This window comes from Diaphorobacter nitroreducens (genome assembly GCF_002214645.1).
GTDB classification, from domain to species: Bacteria; Pseudomonadota; Gammaproteobacteria; order Burkholderiales; family Burkholderiaceae_C; genus Diaphorobacter; species Diaphorobacter nitroreducens.
Map to the genome: position 1 here is coordinate 477,106 of NZ_CP016278.1, position 23,434 is coordinate 500,539.

21 protein-coding genes and 1 pseudogene are annotated in these 23,434 nt (G+C 67.2%); 11 read left to right on the forward strand and 11 right to left on the reverse strand.

Features of this window, described 5'->3' with window-relative positions:
- Positions 1 to 56 precede the first annotated feature (56 nt).
- Entirely contained in the window at positions 57 to 1,370 is a 1,314-nt protein-coding gene (locus BA022_RS02200; protein ID WP_418236108.1) for a branched-chain amino acid ABC transporter substrate-binding protein, read from the forward strand.
- A 108-nt stretch (positions 1,371 to 1,478) separates the two neighbouring features.
- Here BA022_RS02200 and mltB read toward each other — a convergent pair whose 3' ends face one another.
- The 4 genes and pseudogenes from mltB to BA022_RS02220 all read right to left on the reverse strand — a co-directional run bounded on the left by mltB (position 1,479) and on the right by BA022_RS02220 (position 6,655).
- Positions 1,479 to 2,543 carry a lytic murein transglycosylase B gene (gene mltB / locus BA022_RS02205; RefSeq protein ID WP_088886422.1) on the reverse strand — a complete coding sequence of 355 codons (1,065 nt, stop codon included), beginning with the start codon at positions 2,541 to 2,543 and terminating at the stop codon, positions 1,479 to 1,481.
- A pseudogene (locus tag BA022_RS02210) lies at positions 2,540 to 4,605 on the reverse strand (transglutaminase TgpA family protein). The gene mltB and the pseudogene BA022_RS02210 overlap by 4 nt, the downstream one beginning before the upstream one ends.
- A gap of 99 nt (positions 4,606 to 4,704) precedes the next feature.
- Positions 4,705 to 5,730 carry a DUF58 domain-containing protein gene (locus BA022_RS02215; RefSeq protein ID WP_088886423.1) on the reverse strand — a complete coding sequence of 342 codons (1,026 nt, stop codon included), beginning with the start codon at positions 5,728 to 5,730 and terminating at the stop codon, positions 4,705 to 4,707.
- Positions 5,731 to 5,734: 4 nt separating this feature from the next.
- Entirely contained in the window at positions 5,735 to 6,655 is a 921-nt protein-coding gene (locus tag BA022_RS02220) for an AAA family ATPase (RefSeq protein WP_011805970.1), read from the reverse strand.
- Between the two features lie 38 nt (positions 6,656 to 6,693).
- Between BA022_RS02220 and BA022_RS02225 the strand changes: the two genes are divergently transcribed.
- The 8 genes from BA022_RS02225 (at position 6,694) to BA022_RS02260 (ending at position 15,944) form a co-directional block, all read left to right on the forward strand.
- A complete protein-coding gene (locus BA022_RS02225) occupies positions 6,694 to 7,653 on the forward strand; it encodes a histone deacetylase family protein (RefSeq protein ID WP_088886424.1) in 960 nt (319 codons plus the stop codon).
- A 48-nt stretch (positions 7,654 to 7,701) separates the two neighbouring features.
- Entirely contained in the window at positions 7,702 to 8,520 is an 819-nt protein-coding gene (locus BA022_RS02230) for an enoyl-CoA hydratase (RefSeq protein WP_011805968.1), read from the forward strand.
- A gap of 19 nt (positions 8,521 to 8,539) precedes the next feature.
- Positions 8,540 to 9,823 (forward strand): mechanosensitive ion channel family protein, encoded by a 1,284-nt coding sequence (locus BA022_RS02235; RefSeq protein WP_088886425.1) that lies wholly within the window; start codon positions 8,540 to 8,542, stop codon positions 9,821 to 9,823.
- Between the two features lie 161 nt (positions 9,824 to 9,984).
- Complete coding sequence (locus BA022_RS02240) at positions 9,985 to 10,734, forward strand: electron transfer flavoprotein subunit beta/FixA family protein (protein ID WP_088886426.1); 750 nt, start codon at positions 9,985 to 9,987, stop codon at positions 10,732 to 10,734.
- Between the two features lie 21 nt (positions 10,735 to 10,755).
- Positions 10,756 to 11,688, forward strand: coding sequence for an electron transfer flavoprotein subunit alpha/FixB family protein (locus BA022_RS02245; protein ID WP_015913713.1), 933 nt, complete (start codon positions 10,756 to 10,758; stop codon positions 11,686 to 11,688).
- Between the two features lie 80 nt (positions 11,689 to 11,768).
- Positions 11,769 to 13,559, forward strand: coding sequence for an acyl-CoA dehydrogenase (locus BA022_RS02250; protein ID WP_011805964.1), 1,791 nt, complete (start codon positions 11,769 to 11,771; stop codon positions 13,557 to 13,559).
- A 78-nt stretch (positions 13,560 to 13,637) separates the two neighbouring features.
- The gene (locus tag BA022_RS02255; RefSeq protein ID WP_011805963.1) at positions 13,638 to 14,594 is read left to right on the forward strand and encodes an NAD(P)H-dependent flavin oxidoreductase; all 957 of its coding nucleotides are present in this window, start codon (positions 13,638 to 13,640) and stop codon (positions 14,592 to 14,594) included.
- Between the two features lie 186 nt (positions 14,595 to 14,780).
- Complete coding sequence (locus tag BA022_RS02260; RefSeq protein WP_088886427.1) at positions 14,781 to 15,944, forward strand: acyltransferase family protein; 1,164 nt, start codon at positions 14,781 to 14,783, stop codon at positions 15,942 to 15,944.
- Between the two features lie 55 nt (positions 15,945 to 15,999).
- On the opposite strand, the gene rnk is transcribed toward BA022_RS02260, so the two are convergent.
- On the reverse strand, positions 16,000 to 16,407 hold the full coding sequence (rnk, locus tag BA022_RS02265; RefSeq protein ID WP_088886428.1) for a nucleoside diphosphate kinase regulator: 408 nt from the start codon (positions 16,405 to 16,407) through the stop codon (positions 16,000 to 16,002).
- Between the two features lie 277 nt (positions 16,408 to 16,684).
- Here rnk and BA022_RS02270 point away from each other — a divergent pair, with 277 nt between their 5' ends.
- Complete coding sequence (locus tag BA022_RS02270; protein ID WP_088886429.1) at positions 16,685 to 17,842, forward strand: PA0069 family radical SAM protein; 1,158 nt, start codon at positions 16,685 to 16,687, stop codon at positions 17,840 to 17,842.
- Positions 17,843 to 17,897: 55 nt separating this feature from the next.
- The gene (locus tag BA022_RS02275) at positions 17,898 to 18,197 is read left to right on the forward strand and encodes a putative quinol monooxygenase (protein WP_088886430.1); all 300 of its coding nucleotides are present in this window, start codon (positions 17,898 to 17,900) and stop codon (positions 18,195 to 18,197) included.
- Between the two features lie 190 nt (positions 18,198 to 18,387).
- Here the strand turns inward: BA022_RS02275 and fghA are convergent, their stop codons facing one another.
- The 6 genes from fghA to BA022_RS02305 all read right to left on the reverse strand — a co-directional run bounded on the left by fghA (position 18,388) and on the right by BA022_RS02305 (position 23,434).
- A complete protein-coding gene (gene fghA / locus BA022_RS02280) occupies positions 18,388 to 19,260 on the reverse strand; it encodes an S-formylglutathione hydrolase (protein ID WP_088886431.1) in 873 nt (290 codons plus the stop codon).
- Between the two features lie 106 nt (positions 19,261 to 19,366).
- The gene (locus BA022_RS02285) at positions 19,367 to 20,482 is read right to left on the reverse strand and encodes an S-(hydroxymethyl)glutathione dehydrogenase/class III alcohol dehydrogenase (RefSeq protein WP_088886432.1); all 1,116 of its coding nucleotides are present in this window, start codon (positions 20,480 to 20,482) and stop codon (positions 19,367 to 19,369) included.
- Between the two features lie 35 nt (positions 20,483 to 20,517).
- Positions 20,518 to 20,784, reverse strand: a complete 267-nt coding sequence (locus BA022_RS02290; RefSeq protein ID WP_011805955.1) for a metal/formaldehyde-sensitive transcriptional repressor — start codon at positions 20,782 to 20,784, stop codon at positions 20,518 to 20,520.
- A 314-nt stretch (positions 20,785 to 21,098) separates the two neighbouring features.
- Positions 21,099 to 22,409: a citrate synthase gene (locus BA022_RS02295; protein ID WP_088886433.1), complete on the reverse strand. Its 1,311-nt coding sequence runs from the start codon at positions 22,407 to 22,409 to the stop codon at positions 21,099 to 21,101.
- Between the two features lie 42 nt (positions 22,410 to 22,451).
- Positions 22,452 to 22,724, reverse strand: coding sequence for a succinate dehydrogenase assembly factor 2 (locus BA022_RS02300; RefSeq protein WP_047350435.1), 273 nt, complete (start codon positions 22,722 to 22,724; stop codon positions 22,452 to 22,454).
- A gap of 5 nt (positions 22,725 to 22,729) precedes the next feature.
- Positions 22,730 to 23,434: a succinate dehydrogenase iron-sulfur subunit gene (locus tag BA022_RS02305; protein ID WP_088886434.1), complete on the reverse strand. Its 705-nt coding sequence runs from the start codon at positions 23,432 to 23,434 to the stop codon at positions 22,730 to 22,732.

The window sequence follows — 23,434 nt, forward strand, 5'->3', positions numbered from 1 at the left end:
CTTCGTGAGCCAGCGCGCCGGTGCGCTGCCATCTTTTCCTGCTTGTGTCCGTTGCCATGATGATCCTGCCCCGCCGCCATGTTCTGCGCGCCTGTGCGTTGGCGCTGTCCTCCCTGCTGGGCGTCGCGACGCCGCTGGCCGGTGCAGCGGCGCCGCCCCAGGGCGCGCCGATCCGCGTGGCGCTGATCGAGAGCCTGTCCGGCAGCTTTGCCAATACCGGCGAGGCGGTGTTCCGCAACATCGCCTGGGCCATGGAACGTGTGAACGCGCGCGGCGGCGTGGCACTGCCCCCTGCGGCGGGCGGGGCGCGGCCGCTGATGCTGGTGCGCTACGACAGCAAGGGCACCAACGAAGAGGCGCTGTCTGCGCTGCGCGCCGCCATTGACGGCGGCGCGCGTTTCGTCATGCAGGGCAACTCATCGGCCACGGCCGCTGCGCTCATCGACGCGATCAACAAGCACAACCAGCGCGAGCCCGGCAAGCGTGTGGTGTTCCTGAACTACTCGGCCGTGGACCCCGCCCTCACGAACGAGAAGTGCAGCTTCTGGCACTTTCGCTTCGACGCGCATGCCGACATGCGCATGGCAGCGCTCATGGAGGTGATCCGCGAGGACAAGGCCCTGCAGCGCGCCTACCTCATCGGGCAGGACTACAGCTTCGGCCAGGCCGTGCTGCGCGAAGCCCGGCGCCAGCTGGCCGCGCAACGGCCCGATGTCGCCATCGTCGGCGACGAGCTGCACGCCGTGGGCCGCGTGAAGGACTTCGCGCCCTACGCCGTGAAGATCAAGGCCAGCGGCGCGCAAGCCGTCATCACGGGCAATTGGGGCAATGACCTCACGCTGCTGGTCAAGGCTGCGCGCGAGGTGGGCTACGACGGCATGTTCTATACCTTCTACGGCAACGCGCTCGGCGCGCCTGCGGCCCTGGGCGATGCCGGCGTGGGCAGGGTGGTGGCCGTGGCCGACTGGCTGCCCAATCTGCCTACGCAGGGCAGCGAGACCTTCTACCGTGCCTTCCGCGAGCGCTTTCCCAGCCCGCAGGACGACTATGTGCACATGCGCATGCAGCTCATGGTCGAAGCGCTTGCGCAGGCCCTGCAGCAGGCGGGCAGTGACGATCCGTTGGCCGTGGCGCGCGCGCTGGAGCATGCCAGTGTGCGCCTGTACGGCCAGGCAGGCGCCATGCGCGCGCAAGACCACCAGTTCCAGCAGAACCTGGTGGTGGGGGTGATGGACCGGCTGGGGGCGCCCGGCGTGAAGTTCGACGTGGAAGGCTCGGGCTACGGCTTTCGCGTGGTACGCACCATCGCCGCGGACAAGGCGGCGCAGCCCGCCAGCTGCCAGATGCAGCGGCCTGGAGTGGGTGGGTAATGGGCGGGGTGGTTGGACGTTGATGTGGCTGGCCGGGCGCACCTACCGGCCAGCGGCATCCACCTTACGACCAGAGGCTCATGCAGAGCACAACCGATACCACTGGAATCAAGGCCGCGCCGCCGCTACCGCCCGCCCCAACTCGATCACCGCCATGGCGTAGTAGCTCGACCAGTTGTAGCGCGTGATCGCATAGAAGTTCTCGGTGCCGGCCACGTAGCTGGGCGCCTCAGCGCCATTCTGCAGTTCCACCAGCGCTAATGGACCCGTGTGCTGCGCGCCTTCGCTCTGCACGTGCGCCCCTTGGGCCGCCATGCTGGCGACGCTGAAGGTGGGCAGGATGTCCGGCGCCAGCAGCGCGTCCAACTGCAGCGTGGCCGCGTCGAACGCCACTGCGTAGTGCGTGGGCATGCCGCTCTGCCAGCCGTGGCCCACGAAGTAGTTGGCCACGGAGCCGATGGCGTCCTGTGCGCTGCGCCACAGGTCGATGCGGCCGTCGCCGTCGAAATCCACCGCGTAGCGCGACCAGCTCGACGGCATGAACTGCCCCAGACCCATGGCGCCCGCGTAGCTGCCGCGCGGGGTGTGCGGGTCGATGCCCGTGCGGTCCATGAGGGTCAGAAACTGCTCCAGCTCGCGCTGGAAGAACGCGCGCCGCTCGGCCGCGCGCGGGTGTGCGTCGGGAAAGTCGAAGGCCAGCGTGGCCAGCGCGTCGATCACCCGCAGGTTGCCCATGTGCTGGCCGTAGAGTGTCTCCACGCCGATGATGCCCACGATGATCTCGGCGGGCACGCCGTATTGCGTTTCAGCGCGTGCCAGCGCTTCGGCGTTGTCCTGCCAGAAGCGCAGGCCCGCGCGGATGCGTGTGGGCTCCACGAAGCGCGCACGGTAGGCCGCCCAGTTCTTGGGCGTACCCCGCGCGGGCGGCAGCACCAGGCGCGGCACCTGGGGCAGCAGCCGCGCTTGCCCGATCGCCTGGCGCACCCATTCGCGGTCCAGCCCGCGCCGCTCTGCCAGATCGTCGGCGAACTGCATGGCCTGCGCACGTTGCGCATAGTGGTGGGTGGCCGCGGTCTTGGTGGCTGTTTTTTTAGAATGATTTTGGGCTAAAGCGCTTATGGGTAAAGCGCTGACAGCTATGAAAAATGTAGCTTTTGCAAGGGTGCGGATCATGGGGCAGAGGGGCGTGGATTCTGCGCGGTGGGCCAGGGCAGGCGGCGCAATTCGCGCTGCAGGTCGGCCAGCAGGGCGCGGGGTTCGGGGGCGTAGCGGGCATGCTCCACGCGCAGCAGCCACTGCGCGGCGGCTTCGGCGGGGGCGCCCAGTTCGGCGCGCGCACGCGCGGCCATGGTGCGCGGCGGCAGGTGGGGTGGCAGCGGCAGGCCGGCGCGTGCCAGTCGCTGGCGGGCCTGCAGCAGCAGGCGCTGCCAGGGGTCCTGGCGGCTGCGCTCCCACAGGGCCCAGCCTGCGCCCGTGGCGGCGGCCAGCGCGGCCAGCAGGCCCAGCAGGCGCACCAGGTCCTGCCAACTGGGCGACTGCATGCCCAGCGACTTGAGCAAATCGAGCTGGCGCCCCTGGGTGTAGTTCAGCACCCATTGGTTCCAGCCGTTGTTCACGGCCTCCCACACCGACCGCAGACTGCGTACCAGCGAAGGGTTGACGACGGCATCCATCGCGGTGCCCAACACGCCGCGAGGCGCCTGCAATCGCTGGAACTGGCCGATGCGCCCCGGCGACACGGCCCCCGTGGGGTCCACGCGCACCCAGCCGCGGCCCTCCAGCCAGACCTCGGCCCAGGCGTGTGCGTCGCTCTGGCGCACGGTCCAGTAGCCGTCGATACCGTTGAGCTCGCCCCCTGGTAGCCCGTGACGATGCGCGATGGCACGTCCAGCGCGCGCATCAGCACCACGAAGGCCGAGGCGATGTGCTCGCAAAAGCCTTCCTTGCGGTCGAACCAGAACTCGTCGGCCGTGTGCTCCCCGTACACGCCGGGCTCCAGCGTGTAGGTGTAGCCGCCCGTGCGCAGCCGTGCCAGTGCGGCGTCGATATAGGCCTGTGCCCCGCTGGCGGCCACGCGCGCCGCGATCGTGGGGTCGGCCTGCATCTGTTCGGCCAGGGCCAGGGTGCGGGGGTTCATCTCCGCAGGCAGTTCCACGTAGCCGTTCAGCAGGGAGGTGCGCCGCGTGGGGCCGTGGGTGAAGCGCAGGTGGCTTTCGGCGCGGTAGCGCAGCACGCTGGAGATGGGCCGGCTGGCGGACCACAGCAGTTCGGGCGACATCATCGCGCCAGTGCCCTGTGGGAGTTCGGGCCGCTCCTGCACGGCGTCCAGCGTCAGCAGCCAGGGGCGGCGGCTGGGCTCCAGCGTGACCTCGTAGCGCACGGACTCACCCTGCATTTGCAGGTTGGCCGGCGTGGGGTAGGCCCAGGTGATGCCGCGCGCCTCGGGCTGCGACAGCGCATACCAGTCACGCCCGTTGAAGGCCGTGAGCACCGGGCCGCGAAAGTACAGGCTGCTTTGCGGCGGTGGGGCTCCGCCCGGCGTGTCAAAGCGCACGCGCAGCGCCACGCTGTCGTCCAGCACCAGCGACGCCATGCTGCCGATGGACATCTCCCCCGACAGGCCGCTGCGCCCCGAGCGCGCATCGTCCGGCACGCCCCACAGCGGTGCCATGCGCGGAAACAGCAGGAACAGCGCCACCATGATGGGCGCGCCCAGCAGCGCCATGCGCGCGGCGGTGCGCATGGAGGCCGCCAGCGGCGGCCGCCCCACCGGCATGTGGGCGTTGACCAGCGCGGTGAGCAGCCCGAGCAGCGCCACCAGCAGGGCGGCGGCCGTGGGCAGCGACTGCGAGAAGAAGAAGTTGGCCAGCAGCGTAAAGAAGCCGAGGAAGAACACCACCATGGCATCGCGCCGCGCGCGCAGCTCCAGGGTCTTGAGCGCCAGCAGCACCACGATCAGCGTCACGCCCGCGTCGCGCCCGACGATGGTGCGGTGCGACAGCAGCGTGAGCGCCACAGCCGCCGCAAGCAGTGCGCCAATCACCCAGCGCCCCGGCAGGGCACGCGCGCCCACGGCCAGCCAGCCGCGCCAGCCCAGCAGCGCGGCGGTCAGCGCGCTGGTCCACAGCGGCAGGTACGCGGCCAGCGGCGCCACGCAACAGGCCACCACCGCCAGCAGGAACAGGGTGTCGCGCGCTTCGCGCGGCAGATGCGAAAGCCGCTGGGCCAGATTCACGTCGAGGCTCCCGCGCGTCGATAGGGGCTGCTATTGAATGAATAGCTGGTCGCGTTTATTGGTAGAGGGCTAGGTGCTTTTTTCATGTCAAAAACAGAATCAGCACAGCGCCAGTGCCTCCAGGCAGCGGTGGCGGTGTGCGGCGCCGCTGTCCGGTGCAATCTGCTGGCCGGGCAGGCGCAGGCCGTATTCCACGCCCAGCCGGTCGGCCTGCAGCACCCAGGCCGTGAGGCGCGAGACGCGGGCCTCCGGGTCCTGCAGGCCGGTGGCAGCGCCGTCCAGCCAGAGTTCGTGGTGCTGCGCCTGCTGGGTGTCGCGGCTCACCAGGTCGTCGGTGCCGGTGGCAAGCGACTTGGCGGCTTTCTTCCAGACCACCAGCTTGAGCGGGTCACCCCGCCGGTACGCGCGCACGCCATCGAATTCCCCGATGCCGCGCGCCGGTGCCTGGCCGCCGCTGCCCGAGCGCGGCTCGCCGGCGGGCAGCGCAGGGGCGCCCACCTCCGGGCGCGGGTAGACCAGCAGCTGCGCGGCGGGCTGCCACAGCGTCCACACGCGGAACGTGCCCAGCGGGTAGCGGGTTTCCGCCATCAGCACGGGCACGTCCTGCAGCCCGCGCCGCCCGGGCTGGAACGCCACCCGCACGGTGGCGGAGCCTTCGGCGGGCACGTCGGTCCAGGCCCATTCCGCGGCCTGGCCGCCGCGCACCGCCAACGCGATGCCATGGCGCGTGGCGCGCCGCGGGTTGTGCAGCTGTACCTGCAGCAGCGCGCCAGCACCGAGGAACTGCGGCTGCGGCGGCACCAGGTGCAGCGTGAGTCCGCGCAGTGTGGCGTGGCACAGGTGCACGCCCACCACCACGCTGCCGGCGAGCAGAAAGGTGAGCAGGTAGCCCAGGTTGAGCTGGAAGTTGATGGACGCCACCAGCAGCACCAGCAGCGTGAGGGCCAGCATCCATCCCGCGCCTGTAGGCAGGATGTAGATGTTGCCCTGCGTGAGCGTGAGCGTGTCGGTGCGCCGCAGGCGCGCCAGCCACCAGCGCTGCCAGCGCGCGGCCACGGCACGCCAGGGCATCTGCCGCGGGGCCGCGGCACCGGGCGGTGCGGCCTGCTCGAATGCTGCGGGCATGGCGTCAGGGCAGGGGAACGGACTCGACCATGGCGCGCACCTGCTCCACGGCGCCGCGGCCGGCGTCGCCCACCGGCACCAGGCGGTGGGCAATGGTCTGCGGCAGGATGGCCTGCACATCGTCCGGCGCCACGTAGTCGCGCCCCTCGATGAGCGCCTGGGCCTTGGCCGCCCGCATCAGCGCGATGCCCGCGCGCGGCGACAGGCCCTGCAGGAACCAGCGGCCCGAGCGCGTGGCGGCGATGAGATCCTGCACATAGTTGAGCAGCGGCTCGGCCGTGTGCACGGCCAGCACCTGGTGCTGCAGCGCGGCCAGATCGTCCAGCGACAGCAGCGGCAGCAGGCCGTCCAGCATGTCGCGGCGGTCGCTGCCGGCCAGCAGCAGGCGCTCGGCGCCACGGTCGGGATAGCCCAGCGAGATGCGCATGAGGAAGCGGTCGAGCTGGCTCTCGGGCAATGCGAAGGTGCCCAGCTGGTCGTGCGGGTTCTGCGTGGCGATCACGAAGAACGGGTGGGGCAGGGCGCGCGTCTCGCCTTCCACCGACACCTGCTTTTCCTCCATGGCCTCCAGCAGCGCGCTCTGCGTCTTGGGGCTGGCGCGGTTGATCTCGTCGGCCAGCAGCACCTGGGCGAACACCGGCCCGGGGTGGAACACGAAGGCCTCCTTGCCACGCTCGTACACCGACACGCCGGTGAGGTCGCTGGGCATCAGGTCGGCCGTGAACTGCACACGCGCGAACTGCAGGCCGAAGGTGCGTGCCAGCGCATGGGCCAGCGTGGTCTTGCCAACGCCTGGTACGTCCTCGATGAGCAGGTGCCCGCCGGCCAGCAGGCAGGCCACGCAGTCCTGTACCTGCGCGGTTTTGCCCACGATCACCGTGTTAAGCTGATCCAAAAGCGACTTGATCTTCTGCTGTGCATGCATGGCGTGACGTTATCCGAAAACGATTGAGACACCGGGGAATGACTGTGAGCAAGACGGGCTATTACACCCACCGTGACTGCTGGAAGCACGAGATGGGCCCAGGACACCCCGAATGCCCGGCGCGGCTGGACGCCATCGAGGATCGGCTGCTGGTGACCGGCGTGGCCGATGCCTTGCAGCATTGTGAGGTACCGCTGGCCTCCCTGGCCGACATCGAGCTGGCCCACGACCGCATGCACATGGCCGCGCTGCGCGGCCTGTCCGACCGTCTGATCGAGGAAGAGGCCGCGGGCGGACCGCCCTATGTGCAGGTGGACACGGACACCTCGATGAACCGCCACACCTGGACGGCCGCGCTGCGCGCCGCGGGCGCCGCACTGGCCGCCACCGACGCGGTGATGGCCGGAGAGATCGAGAACGCCTTTTGCAGCGTGCGCCCGCCTGGCCACCACGCCACACGCACCAAGGCCATGGGCTTTTGCTTCTTCAACAACGTGGCCATCGCCGCCAAGTACGCGCTGCAGCGCTACAACCTCAAGCGCGTGGCGGTGGTGGACTTCGATGTGCACCACGGCAACGGCACGGAGGACATCCTGGCCGGCGACCCGCGCGCGCTCATGGTCAGCATCTTCCAGCATCCGTTCTACCCGTACTGCGGGGACCAGGAGCCCGCGTCCAACATGCTCAACGTGCCTGTGCCCGCCTATACCAAGGGCATGGACGTGCGCGATATCGTGGACATGGTCTGGATGCCGCGGCTGGAATCGTTCAAGCCCGAGATGATTTTCGTGAGTGCGGGTTTTGACGCGCACCGCGAGGACGACATGGGCCAGCTTAGCCTCAACGAGCAGGACTACGCCTGGATCACCATGCGCGTCAAGGATGTGGCCCGGCGCTTTGCCCGCGGCCGCATCGTGTCGTGCCTGGAGGGCGGCTACATGATGGGGCCGCTGGCGCGCAGCGTGGAAGCCCATGTGCGCGTGTTGGCAGACCTTTGATTCTTCCCCGCGCGCGCCGCGCGGTATTCGTACTCAGGAGACTTCGCCATGACTTCCTCCCCCTCCACGGCGGCCGGTGGCGGCCCACTGCGTGTGCAGCGCGACGATCGCGGCGTGGTCACCCTCACGCTGGATGACGCGCCGCGCTTCAACGCCCTCGGCCACGAGATGCTGGCAGCACTGCAGCAGGCACTGGACGAGGTTGCGCGCGACGACGGCGTGCGCGTGGTGGTGCTCGCCGCGGCTGGCAAGGCCTTCTGTGCGGGCCACAACCTCAAGGATATGGCGGCCAACCCGGACTTGGCGTGGTACCAGCGCCTGTTCGCCCAGTGCAGCCGCATGATGCTGAGCATCCACAAGCTGCCCGTACCGGTGATTGCGCGCGTGCACGGCATGGCCACGGCGGCGGGTTGCCAGTTGGTGGCGCAGTGCGACCTGGCCGTTGCCAGCGAAAACGCGACTTTTGCGACCAGTGGCATCCACTATGGCCTGTTCTGCGCCACGCCCAGCGTGCCATTGGTGCGCAACGTACCGGCCAAGCGGGCCATGGAGATGCTGCTCACCGGGGACTTCATTGACGCGCGCACCGCGTTGGACCAGGGGCTGGTCAACCGCGTGGTGGCGCCCGAGTCGCTGGACGCCGAGGTGGAGTCGCTGGTGCAGTCCATTCTGCAGAAACCCCGCGTGGCCGTGGCCATGGGCAAGGCGCTGGTGTACCAGCAACGCGAACTGGGCCTGGACGCGGCGTACCAACTGGCGGGCCAGACCATGGCCACCAACATGATGGACGACGCCGCGCAAGAAGGTGCGCGCGCCTTTGCAGAGAAGCGTCAGCCGGCCTGGAAGCCGGCTGCTGATAAGGCCTGAGCCGAGGAGCGCCGCGCTGATGGAATGGTGGGAACGGCTGGCGGCCGACTTCCGGCTGTCCAGCCTGTGGCTGGAACTGGCGGTGCTGGCCGGTAGCGTGGCACTTGCTTATGTGCTGAGCCGGCGGGCCGGTCGAGGACAGCCGCCGGAGTCGGTCTGGTTCGGCCGCCGCATCGTGGACGGGTTGATGTTTCCAGCGGTGGTGCTGGCACTGGTGTATGCGGCGCGCGTGGTGGTGGAGCATTACCAGGCGGTTTTCCTGCTGCGCCTGGCGGTGCCGGTGTTCACGTCACTGGTGCTGATCCGCTTCGTGGCACGCGTGCTGGCTATGGCGTTTCCGCGTTCAGGGCTGATGCGCCTGATGGAGCGCGTGCTCTCCTGGCTGGCCTGGGGCGTGGCCGCCTTGTGGATCGCCGGGCTGCTGCCGCGCGTGCTGCAGGAACTGGACGACATCCGCATCGCGTTCGGCAAGTCCAGCGTCAGCCTGCTGGCGCTGCTGCAAGGCGGCCTGTCCGCGGTGCTGGTGCTGGTGGCTGCGCTGTGGGCGGCGTCGACTTTCGAGCGGCGCGTGCTCGACCATGCGGTGGCCGACCTGTCCATGCGCAAGGTGGCGGTGAATGCCACGCGGGCGCTGCTGCTGTTCGTGGGGTTGCTGCTGGCGCTGGCCGCTGTGGGGGTGGACCTCACCGCGCTGTCGGTTCTGGGCGGTGCGCTCGGCGTGGGCCTGGGCTTTGGCCTGCAGAAGCTGGCGGCCAATTACGTCAGCGGCTTCGTGATTCTGCTGGAACGCTCGCTGCGCATCGGGGACAACGTGCGCGTGGATGGTTTCGAGGGCCGCATCACGGACATCAAGACGCGCTACACGTTGATCCGCGCGGGCAACGGGCGCGAGTCCATCGTGCCCAACGAAAGCCTGATCACCCAGCGCGTGGAAAACCTGACCGCGTCCGACCGCAAATTCAACCTCACGACCAATATCACCGTCGCCTACGGCAGTGATGCCGCAAAGGTGCAGCAGATCCTGTGTGCTGCGGCGAGTGCGCAAGCGCGCGTGCTGGGCGACCCGGCGCCCGTAGCCTTCTTGCTCGATTTCATGCCCGACGGGTTGGTGTTCAACCTCAATTACTGGATCAATGATCCGGCTGCCGGCACTGCCAGCGTGCGGTCTGCCGTCAACCTCGCGGTGCTGGAAGGCTTGCGCACAGCGGGTATCGAGATCGCACAGCCACAGCGCGTGGTGCATGTCGTGGCTTCGACGCCGGGGCAGGATGGAGTCGCGCCGGCGGCACTGCCACCGGCGTAGGCCTCGACCTGCCATGAATGCACTGGCATAATCGTCAAAAAGCACGATCGTTCGTTTTTGCCGTGTGCACCATGTTCCCATGACGGAGATGCTGCAGTGCGCAATAGAATGGACCGGTTTACGTAAACGTCAAGCAATCAACTATTGAAGGAGCCGCAGCAATGAAGGTTTTGGTCCCCGTCAAGCGCGTGGTGGACTACAACGTGAAGGTCCGGGTGAAGTCGGACGGCACGGGCGTAGACATCGCGAACGTGAAGATGAGCATGAACCCCTTTGACGAAATCGCCGTGGAAGAGGCGGTGCGGCTCAAAGAAAAAGGCGTGGCCACGGAAGTGATCGCGGTGAGCTGCGGCGTGGCGCAATGCCAGGAAACGCTGCGCACGGCGATGGCCATTGGCGCCGACCGCGGCATCCTGGTGGAGACCGATGCCGAGCTGCAACCCCTGGCCGTGGCCAAGCTGCTCAAGGCCCTGGTGGACAAAGAGCAACCGGGCCTGATCATCCTGGGCAAGCAAGCCATCGACGACGACGCCAACCAGACCGGCCAGATGCTGGCGGCCCTGGCCGACCTGCCCCAGGCCACCTTCGCCAGCAAGGTCGAAGTGGCCGGCGACAAGGTCAGCGTCACACGCGAAGTCGACGGCGGCCTGGAAACCCTGCAACTGACCACCCCGGCCGTCATCACCACCGACCTGCGCCTGAACGAGCCGCGCTACGTCACGCTGCCCAACATCATGAAGGCCAAGAAAAAGCCGCTGGACACCGTCAAACCCGAAGACCTCGGCGTAGACGTGGCCCCGCGCCTCAAGACCCTCAAGGTGGCCGAACCCCCGAAGCGCGGCGCTGGCGTGAAAGTGCCCGACGTTGCCACCCTGGTGGACAAGCTCAAGAACGAAGCCAAGGTCATCTAAAGGCAGGACAGGAGAAACAACATGACCGTACTCGTCATTGCAGAACACGACAACGCCAGCCTCAAGGCCGCCACCCTGAACACCGTCACCGCCGCACTCGCCTGCGGGGGCGACGTGCACGTGCTCGTAGCCGGTGAAGGCGCGCAGGCCGCCGCCCAGGCCGCCTCCCAAATCGCCGGCGTCGCCAAAGTCCTGCACGCCGACGGCGCCAGCCTGAAGGACGGCCTGGCTGAGAACCTGGCCGCCCAGGTCCTGCAGATTGCCGGCAACTACAGCCACATCCTGTTCCCGGCCACCGCCAGCGGCAAGAACGTCGCCCCGCGCGTGGCCGCCAAGCTGGACGTGGCGCAGATCAGCGACATCACCAAAGTGATCTCCGCCGACACCTTCGAGCGCCCCATCTACGCGGGCAACGCCATCGCCACCGTGCAAAGCGCGGACAGCGTCAAGGTCATCACCGTGCGCGGCACCGGCTTTGACGCGGCGCCCGCCACGGGTGGCAGCGCTGCGGTGGAAACCACCGCCGCCGTGGCCGACGCCGGCAAGAGCAGCTTTGCAGGACGCGAAGTCACCAAGAGCGACCGGCCCGAGCTCACCGCCGCCAAGATCATCGTCTCGGGCGGCCGGGCGCTGGGCAGCAGCGAGAAGTTCAACGAAGTCATGACCCCGCTGGCGGACAAGCTGGGCGCGGCCATTGGCGCCAGCCGCGCAGCGGTGGACGCGGGCTACGCCCCGAACGACCTGCAGGTGGGGCAAACGGGCAAGATCGTGGCGCCGCAGCTGTACATCGCGGCGGGGATCTCGGGGGCGATCCAGCACCTGGCAGGGATGAAGGACAGCAAGGTGATCGTGGCGATCAACAAGGACCCGGAGGCGCCGATCTTTGCGGTGGCCGACTATGGGCTGGAGGCCGATCTGTTCCAGGCCGTGCCGGAACTGGTGAAGGCCCTGTAAGCCGCTGCGCCGGCAAAAAGGCATCGCTTGCGATGCCTTTTTTTTGATCACATTCGTACCGTTTTGAGTTGGAGACACCCATGAGTTACACCGCCCCCGTCAAGGACATGCTGTTCGCCATCGAGCACTTGGCACGCATCGACCAGGTCGCGCAGATTCCCGGTTTCGAGGACGCTGGTCTGGACACGGCCGCTGCCGTGCTGGAAGAGTGCGCGAAGTTCAACGAGGGCGTGGTGGCTCCGCTCAATGTGGTTGGCGACGAGAAACCCTCCTGGTTCAAGGATGGTGCCGTGACCACCACGCCGGGCTTCAAGGAGGCCTTCAGCCAGTTCGCCGAGGGCGGCTGGCAGGGCTTGCAGCACCCTGCCGACTTCGGCGGCCAGGGCCTGCCCAAGACCATCGGCGCGGCCTGCGTGGAAATGCTCAACAGCGCCAACCTGAGCTTTGCGCTGTGCCCGCTGCTGACCGATGGTGCCATCGAGGCGCTGCTCACGGCCGGCAGCGACGAACTCAAGGCCACCTACCTGGAAAAGCTGGTCACGGGCGAGTGGACCGGCACCATGAACCTGACCGAGCCGCAGGCAGGCTCCGACCTGGCGCTGGTGCGCACCAAGGCCGACCCCCAGCCCGACGGTACGTACAAGGTCTTCGGCACCAAGATCTTCATCACCTATGGCGAGCACGACATGGCGGAGAACATCGTGCACCTGGTGCTGGCGCGCGTGGCGGGTGCACCCGAGGGCGTGAAGGGCATCAGCCTGTTCGTGGTGCCCAAGTTCCTGGTGAACCAGGATGGCAGCCTGGGCGCGCGCAACGACGTGCATTGCGTGTCCATCGAACACAAGATGGGCATCAAGGCGTCGCCCACGGCCGTGCTGCAGTACGGTGATAACGGCGGCGCCATCGGCTACCTCGTGGGCGAGGAAAACCGCGGCCTCGAATACATGTTCATCATGATGAACGCCGCGCGCTACGCCGTCGGCGTGCAGGGCATCGCGGTGGCTGAGCGCGCCTACCAGAAGGCCGTGCAGTACGCGCGCGACCGCGTGCAAAGCCGCCCGGTCGACGGCAGCGTGGCCGGCAGCGCCGCCATCATCCACCACCCCGACGTGCGCCGCATGCTGATGACCATGCGCGCGTACACCGAGGGTTGCCGCGCCATGGCCACCACGGCTGCTGCGGCCTACGACGCCGCGCACCACCATCCCGATGCCGAGGTGCGCAAGCAGAACGCGGTGTTCTATGAATTCATGGTGCCACTGGTCAAAGGCTACAGCACCGAAATGAGCCTGGAAGTGGCCAGCTTGGGCGTGCAGGTGCACGGCGGCATGGGCTTCATCGAGGAAACGGGCGCTGCGCAGTACTACCGCGACGCGAAGATCCTCACCATCTACGAAGGCACGACCGCCATCCAGGCCAACGACCTGGTGGGCCGCAAGACGGCGCGCGACGGCGGCCAGACGGCCAAGGCGATTGCCGCGCAGATCGAGGCCACCGAGGGCGAGTTGCGCGCCAGCGGCACGGCCGACGCTCAAGCGGTGGCCCAGCGCCTGGCTGCCGCACGCCAGGCATTCCTAGAGGTGGTGGATTTCATCGCTGGTGGCGCCAAGGCCCACCCCAACGACGTGTATGCGGGCAGCGTGCCCTACCTGATGCTGGCCGGCAATCTGGTGGCGGGCTGGCAGCTGGCGCGCGCGTTGCTGGTGGCGCAGGAGCTGTCCGCCAAGGGACAGGACGTGGCCTTCATGCAGGCCAAGATCGCCACGGCGCGCTTCTATGCCGACCACCTGCTGACCAAGGCGCCGGGCCAGCGCGACGCAATCGTGCACGGTGCGGCCAGCGTCACGGCTCTGCCGCTGGAAGCGTTCTGAAAATTGCTTCTGTTTTGATAGCTGCTAGCGCTTACGGGTAAAGCGCTACAGCCCATTTTTATTATGGAGACCGTCCGCATGTCCAAACTGCCCCCAGCGTTGCAGAAACCCTCGCTGCCCGTCATCGGCTCGCCGCTGTTCATCATCAGCAACCCTCAGCTCGTGATCGAGCAGTGCAAGGCCGGCATCGTGGGCTCCATGCCTGCGCTCAACGCACGGCCGGCGGAGCAACTCGACGACTGGCTCGCCGAGATCACCGAGACGCTGGCGGCGTGGGACAAGGCGCATCCCGAGTCGCCCTCCGCTCCATTCGCCATCAACCAGATCGTGCACAAGAGCAACGACCGGCTGGAGCACGACATGCAGGTCTGCGCCAAGTACAAGGTGCCGATCGTCATCACCAGCCTGGGCGCACGCGAGGACGTGAACCAGGCCGTGCACAGCTGGGGCGGCATCGTGCTGCACGACATCATCAACAACAAGTTCGCGCACAAGGCCATCGAGAAGGGGGCCGACGGCCTCATCGCCGTGGCGGCGGGCGCGGGGGGCCACGCAGGGGTGAAGAGCCCGTTTGCGCTGATCCAGGAAATCCGCCAATGGTTTGACGGTCCGCTCGCGCTATCGGGCTCCATCGCGTCGGGCGGCGCCATCCTGGCCGCGCAGGCCATGGGCGCGGACTTCGCCTATATCGGCTCGGCCTTCATCGCCACGCACGAGGCGCGCGCCATCGATGCGTACAAGCAGGCCATCGTCGAGGGCAACTCCGACGACATCGTCTACAGCAATCTGTTCACGGGTGTGCACGGCAACTACCTGGCGCCGTCGATCCGCGCGGCAGGCCTGGACCCCGACAACCTACCGGAGTCCGATCCGAGCAAGATGAACTTCGGTGGCGACGCCAAGAAGGCATGGAAGGACATCTGGGGCTGCGGCCAGGGCATCGGCAGCATCACCGAGGTCACTTCGACGGCTGAACTCGTCGCGCGCCTGCGCCGCGAATACCAGCAAGCGCGCGAGCGCCTGGCCCTGGGCTGATGCCCGCGCGGGGCTGCAACGTAGCCCCGTTGGCCCAACGGCGCCCCAGGGGCGCCGTTTTTGTTGATGCGCGTCCGCTGTGTAGCGGTCAGCAGCATCAGCGCAAAAGGCGCAAAATCTCGGGCTTGCCCGATTACCGTGAATCCCCGTCGCAGGCTTGTTGCCGGCACGGTGTTCCTGTTTTGAATGTCCCAGCACACCCCGTCTCATGCCTCCCGCAGTGCGTTGATCGACTGCACCAAAGGCCTGGCCTGCGCCGCCATCGTCTGGCACCACCTGGCGTTCTACGGGCCCATGTCCGACGTGGCGCGCCAAGCGGTGCCGGGGTTGATCGACTGGCTCTACGAATACGCGCGCATGGCGGTGCAGGTGTTCCTGGTGCTGGGGGGATTCCTGGCAGCGGCCAGTCTGGCGCCGCAGGGGCAGGCGCGCTTTACCGACCCTGCCCAGCGCATCGCACGGCGTTTCGTGCGCCTGGTGGTGCCCTACGCGGTGGCGCTGGTGATCGCCATCGTCGTGCAGGCGACCGTGCAACCGTGGTTCGATCACGCCTCGGTATCCGACGTGCCGGACCTGGGCCAGTTGCTCGCGCATGCGCTGCTGCTGCAAAGCGTGCTGGACGAGGAGTCGCTGTCGGCCGGCGTCTGGTACGTGGCCATCGACTTTCAGCTGTTTGCGCTCACCACGCTGGTCCTGACTGGGGTATCACGCGCGGCGGTGGCGCTGCGTGCGCGCGGCATGTCCCGCTACTGGCCCTGGGCCCTGAGCGGCGCGCAGGCACTCGTGGCGACGGGCGTCGCCGCCTCGCTGCTGTACTTCAACCGCGACGCTGATTGGGACGTCTGGGCGGTGTATTTCTTCGGTGCCTATGGCCTTGGCATGCTGGCCTACTGGGCCGTGCAGTCGCCCCGCGCGCTGGGAGCCTGGAGCTGGGCGCTGCTGATCGCGGCGCTGGTGGTGGCTGCGTTGGCGCTGGAGTGGCGCCCCCGCATTGCGCTGGCCGGCGTGACTGCGCTGCTGCTGGTGGTGGCCATGCGCAGCCTGGCCATGCAGCGCTGGCAAGGCTGGGCACCGCTCAGCCGGCTGGGGCAGATCTCGTATTCGGTATTCCTCGTGCACTTTGCGGTGTGCGTGCTCGTCAACGCGGTGGAAAGCTACTTCTGGCCGCAGTCAGTAGCCGCCGCGATGGCGGGCATGGGCATCGCTTTCGTGCTGTCGATCGCCGCGGGCCACCTGCTGTACGAGCGTGTGGAGCGCCACGTTCCCACATGGCAATCTGCGCTGCGCTGGCAGGCCGGGCTCGTGGGAACCGGCCTGCTGACCACCGCGCTCATGGCAGGCCTGCGCTGACGAAAAAAAGGCAGCCAGTCATGGCTGCCTCGGGTCTTGGGTGGTGCGATCGCGCTCAGCGATGCAGTTCACCCGCGTTCTCGGGTTGGAAATCAATGGCGTCCACGCGCACAGTGACCTGGCCGGTGGGGCTGGGCATCTGGAATTCGTCGCCCACGCTCAGGCCCAGCAGTGCGATGCCGACGGGTGCGAACACCGACACCTTGTCGCCCGAGCCGTCCATCTCCTTCGGGTAGACCAGCGTCAGCGTGTTCGTCTTGCCGGTTTCCAGCAGCGTGAAGCGCACGGTGGAATTCATGGTCACCACATTGGGGGGCATGTCCTTGGGATCGAACACGTCGGCGCGGTCCAGCTCGGCCTCCAGTGCCTCGCGGCCAGGAAAGGGGGCGGTTTGTTTTTCCAGCAGGGCTTCGATGCGCTCCAGGTCCAGGGACGACAGGATGATGTGGGGCTTGCGCTGCATGGTGTGATTCCCTTGTAAACGATAGTGAAAGCGCGTCTGCCGGGCAGCCGCGCTCAAACGGACAAAAGCCCGGGCAACGGGGTTGTCCGGGCCAAGGCATGTTCTCAAAAAAAGCACCAATTGGGTGCGGATGGGGTGAATTGTGCGGCCGGGTGGCGCGTTTGCCAAGGGATCTCACACGCGCGCAGTGCGAATTGCGCTGCGCTTGCAGCCCCCCGGCAAATGGCGTAGGCCTTTGGATATTGCCAGAATAACTGTTTATTTATACAGTCATTCAATGCATTCCGAAGACGATCCCCCGCCCTCACTGGCTCCTGTCGTATGGGCGCCCGTGCAGCCACTCAAGGGGCGGGGTACGGCCACGCGTATGGCCCACCGTTTCATGCGCGATGTGCGCGAGGCGTTTGACGACGGCTGGGGCGGGCCGGCGGAGGGTGTGACGGGCGACGAAAGTGCCGCGCCCGCCGCGCCGCTGACCCAGGTGATCTGGGAAGACGCGCGCAGCGCGCTGTGCGGCAATGATTCGCCCGACATCTTCTTCGAGCAGTCGGTGAACCCTTACCGTGGCTGCGAGCATGGCTGTGTGTACTGCTACGCACGGCCCACGCACAGCTACCTCAACCTGTCGCCGGGGCTGGACTTCGAGACCCGCATCATCGCCAAGCGCAATATCGCCGCGGTGCTGCGGGGCGAGTTGGCGCGCGCCAGCCATCGGCCTTCGGTGGTCAACATCGGCTCCGCCACCGACTGCTACCAGCCGGTGGAGCGTGAGCTGCGCCTCACGCGTGCGTTGATCGAGGTGATGCGCGATGCACGACACCCGTTCTCGCTGATCACCAAGAGCAGCGGCGTGGAACGTGACCTGGACCTGCTGGCTCCGCTGGCGCACAGCCGGCTGGCGGCGGCCTACGTGACCATCACCACGCTGGATGCGCGCCTGGCCCGCGTGCTGGAGCCGCGCGCGGCCGCGCCGCACCGGCGGCTGCGCACCATCCGCGCGCTGGCTGAAGCCGGCGTGCCCGTCGGCGTGAGCGTGGCGCCGCAGATTCCTTTCATCACGGAGGACATGGAGCAGGTGCTGGCCGCCGCGCGCGACGCGGGCGCCACCTCGGCCTTCTATACGGTGATCCGCCTGCCGTGGGAACTCAATGCCCTGATGCGCGAGTGGCTGCAACTGCACTACCCGCAGCGTGCCGAACGCGTCCTGGCGCGCATTCAGGATCTGCACGGCATCGACGCAACCGCGCGTATCGCGGGCAAGAGCTACGACAGCAGCCACGCCACGCGCATGAAGGGCTCGGGCCTGTGGGCCGACCTGCTGCGACAGCGCTTCGAGAAGACCTGTGCGCGCCTGGGCCTGAACCGCCAGCGCAGGGAACTGGACCTGTCGCAGTACCGCCCGGCGCTGGCGCGCGGGCAGGGCGTGCTGTTCTGAGCGCGGTGCGCGCCGCGGCTAGCATGGGCGCTTTGCTGTAGGGAGGGAGTGCTGAATGCTGTTGATCGTAGGAACCATCCGCCTGCCGGCGGACGGGCTGGCCGCCGCGCTGCCGGCCATGCGGGCGATGGTGCAGGCCTCACGGGCCGAACCGGGGTGCATCGAATATGCGTATGCGCAGGATGTGCTGGACGCAGGGCTGATCCACGTGCATGAGCTGTGGCGCAGCCAGGACGACCTGGACCGGCACTTCGCCAGTGCCCACATTGCGCAGTGGCGCGCTCTGTGGCCGGCGCTGGGCATCGGCGGGCGTGAACTGCGCGCCTACGCGGTGGGTGCGCCCTGCCCGGTGTGAGCGGTTTGGCGGGCGTCGGGTGTCAGACGGTGCATGACCTCGGGCGGCCCGGGCAGCCGCGAAAGGGCGGCAGAAACGCGGCCAGTCGCGGCGCAAGGCGAACCCCTCGTGCGGGCTGTAGCGGGCATCCGCAACGGCGCGCGGACAGGTTGTGCGGAACGAGTGAGCCGGGCAGTTCGTTCACACTGCCTTAGGCGCCCAACTGTTGCGCGTGGTGGCGCAGGTGGTCGTCGATGAAGCTCTGGATGAAGTAGTAGCCGTGGTCATAGCCTGCGTGGTGGCGCAGCGTGAGCGGCTGGCCGATGGCGCTGCAGGCCGCCTCGAACAGGTGCGGGTGCAATTGATCGGCCAGGAATTTGTCGTCCAGCCCCTGGTCGATGAGGATGCCGCCGGGGTAGGGTGCGAGGGGCTGGTTCTCCATGAGCACGGTGGCGTCGTGCTGTCCCCAGGAGGAGCGGTCAGGGCCCAGGTAGCCGGTGAACGCCTTCTCGCCCCAGGGGCAGCGCGTGGGGGCGCAGATGGGCGCGAAGGCCGACAGGCTCTTGAACCGGCCCGGGTGGCGCAGTGCCAGCGTCAGCGCGCCATGGCCGCCCATGCTGTGGCCAAACAGGCCCAGCCGGGCACCGTCGATGGGCAGGGCGTTGGTGACAAGCGGCAGCAGTTCTTCCAGCAGGTAGCTTTCCATGCGCCAGTGCGTGGACCAGGGGGCTTGCGTGGCGTCCAAATAGAAGCCCGCGCCCACGCCGAAGTCCCAGGCGTCGGCCTCGCCCGCCACGCCCGCGCCGCGCGGGCTGGTGTCGGGGGTGATGAGGGCCAGGCCCAGCTCTGCCGCCAGGCGCTGGGCGCCGGCCTTGGTGGGGAAGGTCTCCTCGGTGCAGGTCAGGCCCGCGAGGTAGAGCAGCGCGGGGACCTTTCTATCCGCACTCTGGCCCGACAGCGCACGGGGCGGCAGGTAGACGGCGAAGCGCATCGGCAGACCCACTGCGTGCGAAGCATGGCGGTAAAAGCGTTGCTCGCCGCCAAAGCAGGCGTGGGCCGAGAGTTGTTCCAGGGTGTCGGACATGGGCGTGTTGCTCCTTTTTAAGTAGCTGCTGGCGCTTGGTATGGGCGGGATTCAGCAATAAAAGTACTGGAATCCCTTGCGCATCAAGCGCCAAGCGCTCCTGTTTTTATGCAGCGTAGTTCACCACCGAGCGGATCGACTTGCCCTTGTGCATCAGGTCGAACGCCTGGTTGATATCCGTGAGGCCCATGGTGTGGGTGACGAACGGGGCGAGCTGGATCTTGCCGGCCATGGCGTCCTCCACCATGCCGGGCAGTTCGCTGCGGCCCTTGACGCCGCCGAAGGCCGTACCCAGCCACTTGCGGCCCGTGACGAGCTGGAACGGGCGAGTCGAGATCTCTTGTCCCGCACCGGCCACGCCGATGATCACGCTCTGACCCCAGCCGCGGTGTGCGCATTCCAGCGCCGCACGCATCACGTTGACGTTGCCAATGCACTCGAAGCTGTGGTCCACACCCCAGCCAGTCATCTCCACGATCACCTGCTGGATGGGCTTGTCGAAGTCCTTGGGGTTCACGCAGTCGGTGGCGCCGAAGGTGCGTGCCAGGTCGAACTTGCCCGGGTTGGTGTCGATGGCGATGATGCGGCCCGCGCCGGCCAGTTGGGCGCCCTGGATCACCGCCAGGCCGATGCCGCCCAGGCCGAACACGGCCACGCTGTCGCCCGGCTGCACCTTGGCGGTGTTCTTGACCGCGCCCAGCCCGGTGGTTACGCCGCAGCCCAGCAGGCAGACCTGCTCGGGGTTGGCATCGGGGTGAACCTTGGCCAGCGACACCTCGGCCACCACGGTGTATTCGCTGAACGTGGAGCAGCCCATGTAGTGGTACACGGGCTGGCCGTTGTACGAGAAGCGCGTGGTGCCGTCGGGCATTACGCCCTTGCCCTGCGTGGCGCGCACGGCCACGCACAGGTTGGTCTTGCCGCTCTTGCAGAACAGGCATTCGCCGCATTCGGCGGTGTACAGCGGAATCACATGGTCGCCCGGCTTGACGCTGGTGACGCCTTCGCCCACCTCCACCACGACGCCCGCGCCCTCATGGCCCAGCACGGCGGGGAAGATGCCCTCGGGGTCGTCGCCGCTGAGCGTGAAGGCATCGGTGTGGCATACGCCGGTGTGGGTGATCTTGACCAGTACTTCGCCCTTGCTGGGCGGGGCCACGTCGAGTTCGACGATCTGCAGAGGTTCACCAGCTTTGAAGGCGACGGCGGCGCGGGATTTCATGGGAGGGCTCCTTGTGGTGAAAGGGTGGGGGGACGTTACTTCAGGTACGAGCGCAGCAGGGCCAGCGTCTCGTCCACGGCCTGGGGCGAGGGGGCGGGCTCTTGCGCCAGGGTTTCGCGCACATGGCTGTCCAGCATGTCGGCCATCAGCCCATGCACGGCGCCGCGCAGGGCGGCCAGCTGCTGCAGGATGGGTGCGCAGTCGCTGCCCGCCTGCACGGCGCGCTCCAGCGCCTCGGCCTGGCCGCGGATGCGGCGCAGGCGCGTGATGGCGCGTTGCTTGTCTTCGGCGGTATGGGGCATGGCGTTTGGATGGGCGGGCGTTGTGCCGGGACGTGTTGCTATGTGTCTTGTACTAGGGGGAAGTATAAATCGATGGCGCTTTAGGATTAAGCGCTGGAGGGCAATAAATGCCTATTACTGGGAGGGGGTATAGGTGGATGCGCCTGATTGGCGTGTCGCGCGGGGATTGGCGGCGTAGCGGTTGACTGCGGGCTGCGGCACGCTTCCCGTTGTGCGCAGCAAAAAGGGCCCGGACGCAAAAAAGCCCGCAGGCAACGGGTGCGTGCGGGCTGGGGCGGGGCACGCCTGCCTTCGCGGCAGGCGGCGCTACTTGATCAGCGCTTGTTGATGGCCGGAACGTCGCGGCGCTCGGCGCCCACGAACAGCTGGCGGGGGCGGCCGATCTTGTACTCGGGGTCGCCGATCATCTCGTTGAGCTGGGCGATCCAGCCCACGGTACGGGCCAGCGCGAAGATGCCGGTGAACAGGTTGACCGGGATGCCGATCGCGCGCTGCACGATGCCGGAGTAGAAGTCCACGTTCGGGTAGAGCTTGCGCTGCACGAAGTAGTCGTCCTCCAGGGCGATCTTCTCCAGCTGCTTGGCCAGGGCGAACAGCGGGTCCTTTTCCAGGCCCAGCTCGGCCAGCACTTCGTTGCAGGTTTCCTGCATGAGCTTGGCGCGGGGGTCGTAGTTCTTGTACACGCGGTGGCCAAAGCCCATCAGCTTCACGCCGGAGGACTTGTCCTTGACCTTCTCCATGAACTCGCCCACCTTGGACACGCCGCCCATGGCCTGGATTTCTTCCAGCATGTTCAGGCAGGCTTCGTTGGCGCCGCCGTGGGCAGGGCCCCACAGGCATGCCACGCCGGCAGCGATGGCGGCGAACGGGTTGGTGCCCGAGGAGCCGCACAGGCGCACCGTGGAGGTGGAGGCGTTCTGCTCGTGGTCGGCGTGCAGGATGAAGATGCGGTCCATCGCGCGTTCGATCACGGGGTTGACCTTGTAGTCCTCGCAGGGCGTGCCGAACATCATGCGCAGGAAGTTGCCTGCGTACGAGAGGTCGTTGCGGGGGTACATGTAGGGCTCGCCCTTGCCGTACTTGTACGCCATGGCCACCAGCGTGGGCATCTTGGCGATCAGGCGAATGGCGGAGATCTCGCGGTGCTCGGGGTTATTGATGTCCGTGCTGTCGTGGTAGAAGGCCGACAGCGCGCCCACCAGACCGGTCAGCACGGCCATGGGGTGTGCGTCGCGGCGGAAACCGCGCAGGAAGAACTGCATCTGCTCGTTGACCATCGTGTGCTTGGTCACGCGGTCGTTGAACGTGGCCTTCTGCGCGGCGTTGGGCAGCTCGCCATTCAGCAGCAGGTAGCAGGTTTCGAGGTAGTCGCACTGGGTGGCGAGCTGCTCGATGGGGTAGCCGCGGTACAGCAGCTCGCCCTTGTCGCCGTCGATGTAGGTGATGGACGACTGGCAGGAGGCCGTGGAAAGGAAACCGGGGTCATAGGTGAACATGCCCGTTTGCGCGTACAGCTTGCGGATGTCGACCACGTCCGGGCCGATGCTGCCTTGGTACACGGGGAGTTCCACGCTCGGGCTGCCGTTGCTGAACGATAGCGTCGCTTTGTTGTCTGCCAGTTTCATTTCCAGTTTCCTTCTGTTGTTTGCCTTGCACGGGGCTGGGGCTTAAGCGCGGTTGCGCAACTGCTCCAGCACTTCCTTGACTTCGTCCTTAGCGACTTCGCCCGTGGGTTCCTTGCGGCGCAGCAGCAGGTCCAGCAGGTCGTTGTCCGACAAGTCCATCAGTAGCGTGAGTCCTCGCGCCTGACGGATCGTCAGGCAGGAGCCGTGGGTTGCGAAGAACCGCTCGAGAAACAGGTCGTTCTCCACCAGCCCGCGGCGGCAGCGCCACCGCAGGATGGCCACTTCGCGTTCGTCCAGCAGCGCTTCGTCAGCCATGGTTCTCAGATGGCACGGCGTGCCATCAATTCCTTGATCTTGCCAATCGCGCGCGTGGGGTTCAGGTGCTTGGGGCACACGTCCACGCAGTTCATGATGGTATGGCAGCGGAACAGGCGGTAGGGGTCTTCCAGGTTGTCCAGGCGCTCGCCCGTGGCCGTGTCGCGGCTGTCCGCGATGAAACGGTAGGCCTGCAGCAGGCCGGCGGGACCCACGAACTTGTCGGGGTTCCACCAGAACGAGGGGCAGCTCGTGGAGCAGCTGGCGCACAGAATGCACTCGTACAGGCCGTTGAGCTCTTCACGCTCTTCGGGCGACTGCAGGCGCTCCTTGGCGGGCGACGCGTAGATGTCGCTTTGCAGGTAGGGCTTGATCGAGTGGTACTGCTTGAAGAATTGCGTCATGTCCACGATCAGGTCGCGGATCACCGGCAGGCCGGGCAGGGGCTTCAAGACGATGTCGCCCGAGAGGGTCTTCATGTTCGTCAGGCAGGCCAGGCCGTTCTTGCCGTTGATGTTCATGGCGTCGGAGCCGCACACGCCTTCGCGGCAGGAGCGGCGGAACGACAGCGTGGGATCCTGTGCCTTGAGCTTGAGCAATGCATCCAGCAGCATGCGTTCGTGGCCGTCGAGCTCGACCTCCACGGTCTGCATGTAGGGCTTGGCGTCCTTGTCCGGGTCGTAGCGGTAGATCTTGAAAGTGCGTTTCAT

Bases quoted from the DNA above. Each gene is read 5' to 3' on its own strand.
- BA022_RS02200 (WP_418236108.1), top strand. From the start codon at position 57: ATGATGATCCTGCCCCGCCGCCATGTTCTGCGCGCCTGTGCGTTGGCG.
- mltB (WP_088886422.1), bottom strand. From the start codon at position 2,543: ATGATCCGCACCCTTGCAAAAGCTACATTTTTCATAGCTGTCAGCGCT.
- BA022_RS02215 (WP_088886423.1), bottom strand. From the start codon at position 5,730: ATGCCCGCAGCATTCGAGCAGGCCGCACCGCCCGGTGCCGCGGCCCCG.
- BA022_RS02220 (WP_011805970.1), bottom strand. From the start codon at position 6,655: ATGCATGCACAGCAGAAGATCAAGTCGCTTTTGGATCAGCTTAACACG.
- BA022_RS02225 (WP_088886424.1), top strand. From the start codon at position 6,694: ATGACTGTGAGCAAGACGGGCTATTACACCCACCGTGACTGCTGGAAG.
- BA022_RS02230 (WP_011805968.1), top strand. From the start codon at position 7,702: ATGACTTCCTCCCCCTCCACGGCGGCCGGTGGCGGCCCACTGCGTGTG.
- BA022_RS02235 (WP_088886425.1), top strand. From the start codon at position 8,540: ATGGAATGGTGGGAACGGCTGGCGGCCGACTTCCGGCTGTCCAGCCTG.
- BA022_RS02240 (WP_088886426.1), top strand. From the start codon at position 9,985: ATGAAGGTTTTGGTCCCCGTCAAGCGCGTGGTGGACTACAACGTGAAG.
- BA022_RS02245 (WP_015913713.1), top strand. From the start codon at position 10,756: ATGACCGTACTCGTCATTGCAGAACACGACAACGCCAGCCTCAAGGCC.
- BA022_RS02250 (WP_011805964.1), top strand. From the start codon at position 11,769: ATGAGTTACACCGCCCCCGTCAAGGACATGCTGTTCGCCATCGAGCAC.
- BA022_RS02255 (WP_011805963.1), top strand. From the start codon at position 13,638: ATGTCCAAACTGCCCCCAGCGTTGCAGAAACCCTCGCTGCCCGTCATC.
- BA022_RS02260 (WP_088886427.1), top strand. From the start codon at position 14,781: ATGTCCCAGCACACCCCGTCTCATGCCTCCCGCAGTGCGTTGATCGAC.
- rnk (WP_088886428.1), bottom strand. From the start codon at position 16,407: ATGCAGCGCAAGCCCCACATCATCCTGTCGTCCCTGGACCTGGAGCGC.
- BA022_RS02270 (WP_088886429.1), top strand. From the start codon at position 16,685: ATGCATTCCGAAGACGATCCCCCGCCCTCACTGGCTCCTGTCGTATGG.
- BA022_RS02275 (WP_088886430.1), top strand. From the start codon at position 17,898: ATGCTGTTGATCGTAGGAACCATCCGCCTGCCGGCGGACGGGCTGGCC.
- fghA (WP_088886431.1), bottom strand. From the start codon at position 19,260: ATGTCCGACACCCTGGAACAACTCTCGGCCCACGCCTGCTTTGGCGGC.
- BA022_RS02285 (WP_088886432.1), bottom strand. From the start codon at position 20,482: ATGAAATCCCGCGCCGCCGTCGCCTTCAAAGCTGGTGAACCTCTGCAG.
- BA022_RS02290 (WP_011805955.1), bottom strand. From the start codon at position 20,784: ATGCCCCATACCGCCGAAGACAAGCAACGCGCCATCACGCGCCTGCGC.
- BA022_RS02295 (WP_088886433.1), bottom strand. From the start codon at position 22,409: ATGAAACTGGCAGACAACAAAGCGACGCTATCGTTCAGCAACGGCAGC.
- BA022_RS02300 (WP_047350435.1), bottom strand. From the start codon at position 22,724: ATGGCTGACGAAGCGCTGCTGGACGAACGCGAAGTGGCCATCCTGCGG.
- BA022_RS02305 (WP_088886434.1), bottom strand. From the start codon at position 23,434: ATGAAACGCACTTTCAAGATCTACCGCTACGACCCGGACAAGGACGCC.